This is a genomic window from Actinoplanes sp. NPDC026623, from assembly GCF_040638275.1.
Lineage (GTDB): Bacteria > Actinomycetota > Actinomycetes > Mycobacteriales > Micromonosporaceae > Actinoplanes.
On sequence record NZ_JBEZXZ010000026.1, the window covers coordinates 55070 to 65248 of the forward strand.

Consider the following 10179-nt stretch of genomic DNA (forward strand, 5'->3'; position numbering starts at 1 on the left):
CGGCCCTCGCTGAGCGCTAGTAACTGCTCGACCCAGCGACCCCTCCACGAGCGGAGTAAGAGTCTCTACGGCTCGGCCCACTCATCGTTCGATCGCTGCTGGCCAGCCTCCGCTAGCTGGGCGCAGGAGCCCAAGAAGATCTTGGCGATGTTCTGCCGTGTGCGTATGAACCAATAACCGGCAAAAACCGGGGTTGGTACGACGAAGGGGCCACCGAAGTGGCCCCTGACCTGCGTAAACGCTCCCCCGATTGGACTCGAACCAATAACCTGCCGGTTAACAGCCGGCTGCTCTGCCAATTGAGCTACAGGGGATTGCTGCACCCCGGCTCCCGCGTTCGCGGTTACCGTGGCGACCGGAACGACAATACATGACCGCGCCGCCCCCGCGGGAGGTGGGTGACCCTGGCGCGCCGCGTGGTGCGTAACGAAGGACGAAACAGCTCACGGTGAATGACGGAGCGGCAGGATGGGTATGCAGCGGGTCAGACGCACGAGCGTCATCGAACGGAAGGAGCCGCCATGCGCGGAAAGCTCATGTTCATCACGGGTCTCGCGGCGGGCTTCGTCCTGGGCAGCCGGGCCGGCCGGGAGAAGTACGAGGAGATCGCCACCAACGCCAAGAAGCTGTGGGAGCATCCCACGGTTCAGGAAGCCGCAGGCGTCGCCCAGGCGCAGGCCAACAAGCTCGTCGCCGAGGGCAAGGACAAGCTGAACCAGTCCAAGCTCGGTGAGAAGCTGCACTCCTCCGAGACCTCCTCGGACAGCGACCTGTCGAGCACCGGCGCCGCGTCACTGTCGAACGGCACCGGCGCCAAGTACTGAGCCAACGCCGCAGCGCAAGGCCCGGTCCATGATCATGGGCCGGGCCTTGCACGCTCAGGACGAGGACGAGAAGGCGGCGTCGAACGCGGCCGACGGCGGGTCGAACGCCAGCCGGCGGACGAACTGCAGCGCCTCGGGCGCACCGACGAGGCGGTCCATGCCGGCGTCCTCCCACTCGATGGAGAGGGGGCCGGCGTAGCCGATCGCGTTGAGCGCCCGGAAGCAGTCCTCCCACGGCACGTCGCCGTGCCCGGTCGAGACGAAGTCCCAGCCGCGGCGCAGGTCGGCCCAGGGCAGGTGCGACGACATCCGGCCGCGGCGGCCGTCGCCGGTGCGGACCTTCGCGTCCTTGCAGTCGACGTGGTAGATCCGGTCGGCGAACTCGAGGATGAAGTTGACCGGGTCGAGGTCCTGCCAGACGAAGTGCGACGGGTCCCAGTTGAGCCCGAACGCCGGCCGGTGCCCGATCGCGTCGAGCGTGCGGCGGGTGGTCCAGTAGTCGTACGCGATCTCGCTGGGGTGCACCTCGTGCGCGAAGCGGACCCCTTCGGCGTCGAAGACGTCGAGGATCGGGTTCCACCGTTCGGCGAAGTCCTGGTAGCCGCGCTCGATCATCGACTCGGGCACCGGCGGGAACATCGCCACGGTGTGCCAGATCGAGGAGCCGGTGAAGCCGATCACGGTGTCGACGCCGAACCGGGCGGCCGCCCGCGCGGTGTCCTTCATCCGCTCGGCGGCCCGCTGCCGGACCTGTTCGGGGTCGCCGTCGCCCCAGATCGCGGCGGGCAGGATGCCCTCGTGCCGCTCGTCGATCGGATGGTCGCAGACCGCCTGGCCGACCAGGTGGTTGGAGATCGCGAAGACCTGCAGGTTGTGCTTCGCCAGCTGCTCGCGTTTGCGGTCGAGGTAGTCGCTCTCCGCCAGCGCCCGGTCCACCTCGAAGTGGTCGCCCCAGCAGGCGATCTCCAGGCCGTCGTAGCCCCACTCGGAGGCCAGCCGGCAGACCTCCTCGAACGGCAGGTCGGCCCACTGGCCGGTGAAGAGCGTTATGGGTCGGGCCATGTCATCTCCCTGTCCGCGGTCGCGTGGGTCGCGACCGCACGAAAGGGGTTCCGGTGGCCTGCGTGAGGCGGCAGGCCGGGTGGGCACGGCCGCGGGGACGCGGTGGCCCGGCCCGGGTTTGCGCCTCCCGGCCGGCCCGCCCGTCGCGGCAGTGCCTGCACCGACTCTAGAGCGGTGGCCCCGGCCGCGAAAGTCCCGCGGTCAGTGCACGGCCCAGGCCTCGGCCGGCGGCGAGAGGCCGAGCTCACCCAGGGCGCTCTTCGCGTACGCGATCTGGGCGGCGGCGTCGTCGCGGCCCGAGGTCTCCACGTCCAGGTGCTCGGTGCCGACCGAGCCCTCGGTCGTCAGGTGCCGCAGCGCCGCGCGCCAGACCTCGGTGGTCGCCGCGAGCGGCGGGCCCGGAGGGTTGTGCAACGGTACGGGGCAGAGCACGCGCCAGGGGCCGGGCAGGGTGCCCTCGAGCGCCTCGGTCAGGTCGCCGGCGTGGCCGCCGTCGGGGTTGGTGACGGGGTGGCGGCGGCCGGGTTCCGCGTACCCGCGCAGCCGCTCGGCGGCGGCGACCGGATCGGCGGCCTCGAGTGCCGCGGCGACCTGGACCCGGATGATCGAGATGCCGGCCGTGGCGAGCCGGTCGAGGACCCCGATGGGCTCCTCCCAGGTGCAGGCGAGGGCGGCCAGGTCCAGGCAGACGCCGAGGCGCTCGCGGTCGAGCCGGGCGAAGGCGCCGACGATCGACTCGACGCCGTCGAGCATGAGGCCGGGCGCGGGCTGGAAGCCGACGCGGACGGCGCGCCCCTGGTGCCAGGCGACCTCGGCGAGGCCGGCGGAGAGCCGGGACAGGATCCGGTCGGCGGCCTTCTGCTTCGCGGCGTCCCAGCCGGCGCGCGGGCCGAGGCCGGTCGTGGTGACCGCGCCGCGGACGGCGTCCTCGGGCAGCAGGTCGGTGAGGATGCGGGCGAGGTCGAGGGTGTATTCCAGCCGGGCCGGGTGGCTCCAGTCGGGGTCCTCGTCGCCGCCCTCGGCGTAGGGCACTCCGCTCAACGTGACGACCTCGAGCCCGCGGGCTTCGATTTCGGCACGCAGCCGGGTACGGGAGCGACCGTCGATCGCGAGGGCGGCGGCGAGGGTGGGCGGGAGCCAGAGGCTCACCCCGAGGGTCTCCACGCCGAGTCGGTCACGGACGGCGGCGTACGCGTCGAGGTGCTCGACGACGGCCGGGAGATCCCGGGCAGGCCGTACGTTCGCGCCGTGGCTCAAGTGGACGACCCGGCCCGAATGGTGGCGCAGACGCATCAGAATCCCTCCTGGAGCGGAGCGTCACTCGTGCATTCGCACGTGCATCGGTTCGTGCTGCGTCCAGTATGGATCATTTGGCCGCGGGCTGTCGTGGCGGACCGACGGGGTGCCATGACGCCTCCATCCGTGGTTTGTCTGCCCTCGGATACGAGACTCGACCGCCTGCCGGATCAGCGGCGTACGCGCCGTGCGACTCCGCGACCGGCGCAGATGTGATCCACAAAGGGCGGCCCCATCGGCTCTCGCCGATGGACCCGCCCCGATGAGCTGCCCATGCGTTCCCTTCGGGGCAAGCCGACACACCCACGAAGAGAGCGTTATCCGTTCATCAATTGCACACTTGGACACGCACCGAACGATCGCCCGTGCGGATGTCCCGCGGCTGTCCGGCACCGGCCGGGAACCCCGGTCGGTCGATGCCGGACAGCCGCTCCGTCGTACGCCCGCCGGCACGGGGCGCAACCGTGCCGGCCCTCACGGCGTACGGCGGAGGTCTGTTTCTCAGACGACCGCCAGGGCCGCCTCCACGGGAACCCAGGCCGACGCCGCGGCCGAGCGCTCGACCGCGTCGAGGACGAGTTGCACCCGCAGCGCGTCGGCGAACGACGGGGTCGGGTCCTCGCCCGCCGCGACGGCGGCGATCAGGTCCCGCATCTCGTGGGTGAAGGAGTGCTCGTAGCCGATCGGGTGCCCCGGCGGCCACCACGCCGCCAGGTACGGGTGCTCCGGCTCGGTCACCAGGATCCGGCTGAAGCCCTGCTCGGTGGCGGGCAGCGCGGCGTCGTAGAACTCGAGCTCGTTCATCCGCTCGAAGTCGAACGCCACCGTGCCCAGCGAGCCGTTCAGCTCCACCCGCAGCCCGTTCTTGCGGCCGGTGGCGAAGCGGGTCGCCTCGTAGGTGGCCACCGCTCCCCCGTCGAGCCGGGCCAGGAACAGCGCGGCGTCGTCGACGGTCACCTGCCCGAAGCCCGCGCCCCCGTCGCCCAAGGCCGACAACCCGGCGGCCTCGCCCGGCAGCGGGCGCTCCCGGACGAACGTCTCGGTCAGCGCGCTCACCTCGGTGATCGCCTGGCCGGTGACGTACTGGGTGAGGTCGACGATGTGTGCGCCGATGTCGCCCAGCGCCCCCGATCCGGCCACCTCCTTACGCAAGCGCCAGACCAGCGGGAACTTCGGATCGACGATCCAGTCCTGCAGGTAGACGGCCCGCACGTGGCGGATCTTCCCGATCCGGCCGGCGGCGACGAGCTGCCGCATCAGCGCGACCGCGGGAACCCGGCGGTAGTTGAAGCCGCACATGGCCCGTACCCCGTGCGCTTGTGCCTGCGTCGCGGCCTCCGCCATCTCGCGGGCCTCGGCCACCGAGTTGGCCAGGGGCTTCTCGCAGAGCACGTGCTTGCCCGCGGCGAGCGCGGCGAGCGCGATCTCCCGGTGGGTGTCCCCCGGCGTGCAGATGTCCACCAGGTCGATGTCGTCGCGCTGGACCACCTCCCGCCAGTCGGTGGAGTGCGACTCCCAGCCGAGCTTGGCGGCCGCGGCCGCGACCTTGTCCTCGTCGCGGCCGCAGACGACCGACATCCGTGCCGACAGCGGCAGGTCGAACGCGCGGTTGACGGTGCGCCAGGCCTGTGAGTGCGCGGCGCCCATGAACGCGTAGCCGACCATGCCGACCCGCAGCTGCCCCATCAGATCTCCTTTTACGAATGAAATGGACGGATCCGCTTAGAAGCCGAGCTTGGCGTACTTGGCCGCGTTCTCCTTGGTGATCGTCTCGGAGGCGAGGGTGATCTCCTTGGGCACCTGCAGCTCGACCAGGTCGGACATGCCCTTGCCCTGGCCGATCAGGCGGGCCAGCGAGATCGCCGAGGAGGCCATCGACGGGCTGTAGGTGACCGTCGCCTTCAGCACGCTGTTGTCGGCCGCGATCTGCTCGATGGCCGCCTTGGAACCGGCGCCGCCGACCATGAAGAACTCCTTGCGGCCCGCCTGGTTGATCGCCGCGAGCACGCCGATGCCCTGGTCGTCGTCGTGGTTCCAGAGCGCGTCCATCTTCGGCAGGGCCTGCAGCAGCTCGGTGGCGGCCTTCTGCCCGCTGTCGGCGGTGAACTCCGCCGGGCGCCGGTTGGCGACCTTGAACCCGTTCTGGGCCAGCGCCTCGTTGAAGCCGCGGGTGCGCTCCTGGGTCAGCTCCAGCGAGTCGATGCCGGGGATCTCACCGATGATCGGGTTGCTGACGCCCTTGAGCTTGAGCTGCGCGCTGATGTAGGTGCCGGCGGCCAGGCCCATGCCGAAGTTGTCGCCCTTGATCTGCAGCCGGAAGGCGGCCTGGTCGGGGAACGCCCGGTCCAGGTTGACCACCGGGATGCCGGCCTTCATGGCCTCCAGGCCGACCGAGTTGAGCTCCTTGCCGTCGTGCGGCAGCAGGACGATCACGTTCGGCTTCTGCGCGATGAGCGTGGAGATCGCGGCCCGCTGCGCGGCGGCGTCCGCGCCAGCCTCGACGCTCTTGAACTCCACGTCGGAGTACGCCTGGGCCTGTGCCTTGGCGTTGTTGGTGATGGCGGCCACCCAGCCGTGGTCGGCGGCCGGCGCGGAGAACCCGATGACGACCTTGGTGCCGGCGGCGGCGTTCGGGTTGCTGTCGGTGTCCTCGTTCTTGATCTGGGTGTTCTCACCCGGGTCGTTGCTGGTGCAGGCGGTGAGTAGGGCGCCGGCGCCGAGGGCGGCGCTACCGAAGAGGATGCGACGGCGGGACAGATCTTTCATCGGATTTCTCCCAGGGGTGACCGGGCGGCCGTTGCCGGTCGCCTGTATATGGGGGGCTTGCTCAGGAGGTGGGCTTGCGCCCGAGGAGTTGTGTCACGGAGCGGAAACGGAACTGCTGGATGAGCACGGCCGCGACGATGATGCCGCCCTTGACCATGTTCTGAACCTCGGTGGAGAGATTGTTGATCGCAAAGAGGTTGGTGATGGTGGAGAAGACCAGCACCCCGAACAGGGCGCCGATGATGGTGCCGCGGCCGCCGCTGAGCAGCGTGCCACCGATGATCGCCGCGGCGATCGCATCGAGTTCGTAGAGGTTCGCCATCGCGGCCTGCGCGCTGGTCGCCTGCGAGGTGAGCATGATGGCCGCGATGCCGCAGCACAGCCCCGAGAGGGCGTAGAGCAGGACCGTGTGCCAGCGCACGTTGATGCCGGCCAGCCGGGCGGCCTCGGTGTTGCCGCCGACCGCGACGGTGCGCCGCCCGAAGGTGGTGCGGTTGAGCAGGACCCAGCCGGCCGCCACCACCACGCCCAGGATGATGACCAGCAGCGGGATGCCGAGCAGCTTCGTGGTGGCGATGCTGTTGATCGTCGCGTTGGTCGAGACCTGCGTCTGCTTGCCGGAGATCTGCGCCGCCAGGCCGCGGGCCGCCACCATCATGGCCAGCGTCGCGATGAACGGGACCAGCCGCCCGTAGGAGATGAGCACGCCGTTGACCAGGCCGACCGCGATGCCGACGACGATCGCGGTGAAGATCATGCCGACGGCGCCGTAGCTCTGGGTGGCGAGGGTGGTCGACCAGACGCCGGCTAGCGCGATGATCGCGCCGACCGAGAGGTCGATGCCGCCGCCGATGATCACGAAGGTCATGCCGACGGTGACGACGCCGATCGCCGAGGCCTGCTGCAGGATCGTGAACGTGTTGTTCTTGACCCAGGTCCCGTCGCCGTAGAGCTCGGGCCTGGTGATGATCCCGATGATCACCAGGATGACGAGCACTCCGACGAGCCCCAGATTGCGCCGCAGCGGCTCGGCGCCGTCGCCCTTGAGCCAGTCGGCCCGCGGCCTGCCACGGCCGGCCTTCTTAACGCCGTTCGGCGCGGTGTCTGCCGGCGGGTTCTGCGCCGGCGCGCTCGGCCTGGTGCTCTGATCCGTCATGACTGTGTCCCCTTTGGCATGCGCTCCTGGCCCTCGCTGCGCTCGGTGCAGTCGCTCATGCCGCATCCCCTTCCATGAGAGACCCCGCCATCACGAGGTCCAGAACCGTGGCTTCGTCGATCTCGTCGGCGGGCGCCTCGTGGATGAGGTGCCCCTCACGCATAACCAGCACCCGGTCGGCGAGGCCGAGGACCTCGGGCACCTCGCTGGAGACCAGCAGCACGCCGACGCCGCGGGCGGCGAGGTCGTGGATGACCTGGTAGAGCTCGGCCCGGGCGCCGACGTCAACGCCCCGGGTCGGCTCGTCGAGCAGCAGCAGCTTCGTGCCGCCGAGCAGCCATCGCCCGACGACGACCTTCTGCTGGTTTCCGCCGGAGAGCGTGCGCACCGCGCGGCCCACGTCGCGGGGGCGCAGCTCGAGCAGGTCGGCGGTCTGCGACGCGGCGGCCCGCTCCCTGCCGGTGTCGGTGAACCCGCCGCGCGCGTATCCGGCGAAGGACGACAGCGTCATGTTGCGGTAGATCGGCAGGTCGAGCAGCAGCGCCTGGCTCTTTCGCTCCTCGGGCGCCATGCCCATGCCGTGCTTGACCGCGGCGCCGATCGTGGTGATCCGCTTGCCGTCGAGGGTGACCGTGCCGCGGTCGGCCCGGCGCGCCCCGAAGATCGTCTCCAGCAGCTCGGAGCGGCCCGAACCGACCAGCCCGGCGATGCCGACGATCTCCCCCGCTCCCACGGTGAGCGACGCGTCCGCGAACTCCCCGTCGCGGGTGAGCCCCTCGACGACGAGCAGCGGCTCCCGCGGCGTGGCCTCGACCCGGGGCGGGAAGACGTATTCGATGGTGCGGCCGGTCATCCGGCTGACCAGCTCCCGGGTCGGCGTGCCGCGGGCCGGCAGGTTCGCCGCGGTGGTCCGGCCGTCCTTGAGCACGGTGACCCGGTCGCCGATGTCGCGGATCTCCTCGAGCCGGTGCGAGATGTAGATGACCGCGATGCCGTGCGAGGTCAGCTCCCGGATGATCCGGAAGAGGTTCTCCACCTCGTCGTGGGCGAGCACGGCGCTGGGCTCGTCCATGACGATCAGCTTGGCGTCGTGCGAGAGCGCACGGGCCATGCTGACGATCTGCTTGCCGGCCGCCGGCAACGACCGGACCAGGCTGCGCGGGGAGATGTGCGCGTGCCCCAGCCGGCCCAGGATCTCCCTGGTCTTGGCCGCGGTGGAGCGGCGGCGCAGGAATCCGCCGCGGCTCTCCTCGTGGCCGAGGAAGGCGTTCTCGGCGACGGAGAGGTCGTCGACGAGGTCGAGCTCCTGGTAGATGGTGGCGATGCCGGCGCGCATGGCGGCCTGCGGGCTGGCGGGGGCGAACGACTCGCCGAGCCAGGTGACGCTGCCCTCGTCGGCGTGGTGCACGCCGGCGAGCACCTTGATGAGGGTGGACTTGCCGGCGCCGTTCTGCCCGAGCAGGCAGTGCACCTCGCCGGCCCGGACCTCGAGCTCGACGCCGTCGAGCGCCCGCACGCCGGGGAAGGTCTTGACGACGCCCTCGAGCCTGAGCACAACCTCGCCGACCGACTCAGCCGCGGCGGGCTCGGCCGTCGTGGGCTCGGCCCTTTCCTCCGGGGCCGTCATGACGCCTGCTCGAAGGCCGTGTCGCTGGCCAGGACCGCCGCGCCGCTCACGCCGGCCCGGGCGCCCAGCTCGCTGAGCACCACGGGCAGGTTGCCGGTGGCCAGCGGCAGCGACCTGCGGTAGACCACGCTGCGAATCTCGGCGAGCAGGATGTGGCCGAGCTGAGCGAGGCCGCCCCCGATGACGATCATCGACGGGTTCGCGAAGCTCACCAGCGTGGCGAGGGTCGCGCCGAGCCGGCGCCCCCCGTCGCGGATGAGCCGGATGCAGGTGACGTCGCCCTCCGCGGCGCCGTCGGCGACGTCGCGGGCGCCGATCTCGGCGCCCATGGCCAGGCGCTCCGCCAGCGCCGGCGACTCCCCGCTGCGGGCCGCGGCGAGGGCGTCCCGGGCCAGGGCGGCGCCGCTGAAGAGCGCCTCGAGGCAGCCGGCGTTGCCGCACGAGCACATCGGACCGTGCGCGTCGACCTGGATGTGCCCGATGTCGCCGGCGCAGCCGTCCACCCCGCGGTAGACGCCGCCGCCGAGGTGGATGCCGCAGCCGATGCCCGTGCCGATCTTGACGAAGAGGAAGTCGTCGACCGAGTGGGCCACCCCGCCGTGCCGCTCCCCGATCGCCATGATGTTGACGTCGTTGTCCACCACGGCCGGGCAGCCGTGCTCGCGAGCGAGGGACTCCCGGACCGGATAGCGGTCCCAGCCCGGCATGATCGGCGGCGAGACCGGGACCCCGTCGCGGAAGCTGACCGGGCCTGGGACCCCGATGCCGACGGCGTCGAGCCGCTCGTAGGCGCCGTCGGTGCGGGCCTTGGCGAGCAGCTCGTTGACCCGGTGCAGGATCGCCTTGGGCCCGGATCGGATGTCCGCCGCCTCCTGGTACGTCGCGACGGGCTCGAGCCGGCCGTTGGTGACCTCGATGTCGATGGAGCTGGCGCCGAGGTCGACGGCGGCGAAGCGCAGCTGCGGCTGCAACTCGACAAGGGTGGAGCGCCGGCCGCCCCGGGAGGCGGCCATGCCCGCCTCGGCGATGTAGCCGGCGGCGACGAGCCGCTCGACCTCCGCGAGCAGGCGGGGCCGGGTCAGATCGAGTCGATCGCCGAGCTCGGCTCGCGAAATCGGCCCCTCGTCCCGTAACAGGCGCAACAGGCGCAGGTGGGGAGCGTCGATGACATGCACGGGCACCTCCGGGCCGTTCACACCGCTGAAACAGTGCGGCGTCACGCACGTCACACTAGGGCCCTTCCGCAGGGCACGTCCATACCTTCTCGTTGATTCTGGCAAACTTTTGTCGCCTGATTCAAAAGTGGCCGCCGCGGATCACCTCCGCGGCACGTCGCGTCCCCGCCGCGGGAGGGCCGCCCGGGCCGTTCGGCGGGACAAAAGGCAGGCGGCCGCGGCCGCGGGGGGGGGCGCGGGTCGGGTGGGGACACGGGGGGACTGCAGTCTCGG

The 10179-nt window shown here is 71.0% G+C and carries 8 protein-coding genes and 1 tRNA gene; 1 reads left to right on the top strand and 8 read right to left on the bottom strand.

Features of this window, described 5'->3' with window-relative positions:
- Positions 1 to 241: 241 nt before the first annotated feature.
- Positions 242 to 314: transfer RNA gene (locus AB0F10_RS11105), tRNA-Asn, on the bottom strand.
- Between the two features lie 207 nt (positions 315 to 521).
- Between AB0F10_RS11105 and AB0F10_RS11110 the strand changes: the two genes are divergently transcribed.
- Positions 522 to 824: a hypothetical protein gene (locus tag AB0F10_RS11110; RefSeq protein ID WP_360622483.1), complete on the top strand. Its 303-nt coding sequence runs from the start codon at positions 522 to 524 to the stop codon at positions 822 to 824.
- 54 nt (positions 825 to 878) lie between these two features.
- Here the strand turns inward: AB0F10_RS11110 and AB0F10_RS11115 are convergent, their stop codons facing one another.
- The 7 genes from AB0F10_RS11115 to AB0F10_RS11145 all read right to left on the bottom strand — a co-directional run bounded on the left by AB0F10_RS11115 (position 879) and on the right by AB0F10_RS11145 (position 9906).
- Positions 879 to 1886 (bottom strand): sugar phosphate isomerase/epimerase family protein, encoded by a 1008-nt coding sequence (locus AB0F10_RS11115; RefSeq protein WP_360622485.1) that lies wholly within the window; start codon positions 1884 to 1886, stop codon positions 879 to 881.
- Between the two features lie 201 nt (positions 1887 to 2087).
- Positions 2088 to 3179, bottom strand: coding sequence for a xylose isomerase (locus tag AB0F10_RS11120; protein WP_360622487.1), 1092 nt, complete (start codon positions 3177 to 3179; stop codon positions 2088 to 2090).
- A gap of 504 nt (positions 3180 to 3683) precedes the next feature.
- On the bottom strand, positions 3684 to 4868 hold the full coding sequence (locus AB0F10_RS11125; RefSeq protein WP_360622489.1) for a Gfo/Idh/MocA family oxidoreductase: 1185 nt from the start codon (positions 4866 to 4868) through the stop codon (positions 3684 to 3686).
- A gap of 36 nt (positions 4869 to 4904) precedes the next feature.
- Positions 4905 to 5948: a substrate-binding domain-containing protein gene (locus AB0F10_RS11130; protein WP_360622491.1), complete on the bottom strand. Its 1044-nt coding sequence runs from the start codon at positions 5946 to 5948 to the stop codon at positions 4905 to 4907.
- Positions 5949 to 6009: 61 nt separating this feature from the next.
- Positions 6010 to 7104, bottom strand: coding sequence for an ABC transporter permease (locus AB0F10_RS11135; protein ID WP_360622493.1), 1095 nt, complete (start codon positions 7102 to 7104; stop codon positions 6010 to 6012).
- A gap of 55 nt (positions 7105 to 7159) precedes the next feature.
- Positions 7160 to 8731 (bottom strand): sugar ABC transporter ATP-binding protein, encoded by a 1572-nt coding sequence (locus tag AB0F10_RS11140; protein ID WP_360622495.1) that lies wholly within the window; start codon positions 8729 to 8731, stop codon positions 7160 to 7162.
- Complete coding sequence (locus AB0F10_RS11145; protein ID WP_360622502.1) at positions 8728 to 9906, bottom strand: ROK family transcriptional regulator; 1179 nt, start codon at positions 9904 to 9906, stop codon at positions 8728 to 8730. Before AB0F10_RS11145 ends, AB0F10_RS11140 begins: the two co-directional genes overlap by 4 nt.
- Positions 9907 to 10179 lie beyond the last annotated feature (273 nt).

Excerpts from the sequence above, each read along its gene's own strand:
- AB0F10_RS11110 (WP_360622483.1), top strand. The coding sequence starts at position 522 with ATGCGCGGAAAGCTCATGTTCATCACGGGTCTCGCGGCGGGCTTCGTC.
- AB0F10_RS11115 (WP_360622485.1), bottom strand. The coding sequence starts at position 1,886 with ATGGCCCGACCCATAACGCTCTTCACCGGCCAGTGGGCCGACCTGCCG.
- AB0F10_RS11120 (WP_360622487.1), bottom strand. The coding sequence starts at position 3,179 with ATGCGTCTGCGCCACCATTCGGGCCGGGTCGTCCACTTGAGCCACGGC.
- AB0F10_RS11125 (WP_360622489.1), bottom strand. The coding sequence starts at position 4,868 with ATGGGGCAGCTGCGGGTCGGCATGGTCGGCTACGCGTTCATGGGCGCC.
- AB0F10_RS11130 (WP_360622491.1), bottom strand. The coding sequence starts at position 5,948 with ATGAAAGATCTGTCCCGCCGTCGCATCCTCTTCGGTAGCGCCGCCCTC.
- AB0F10_RS11135 (WP_360622493.1), bottom strand. The coding sequence starts at position 7,104 with ATGACGGATCAGAGCACCAGGCCGAGCGCGCCGGCGCAGAACCCGCCG.
- AB0F10_RS11140 (WP_360622495.1), bottom strand. The coding sequence starts at position 8,731 with ATGACGGCCCCGGAGGAAAGGGCCGAGCCCACGACGGCCGAGCCCGCC.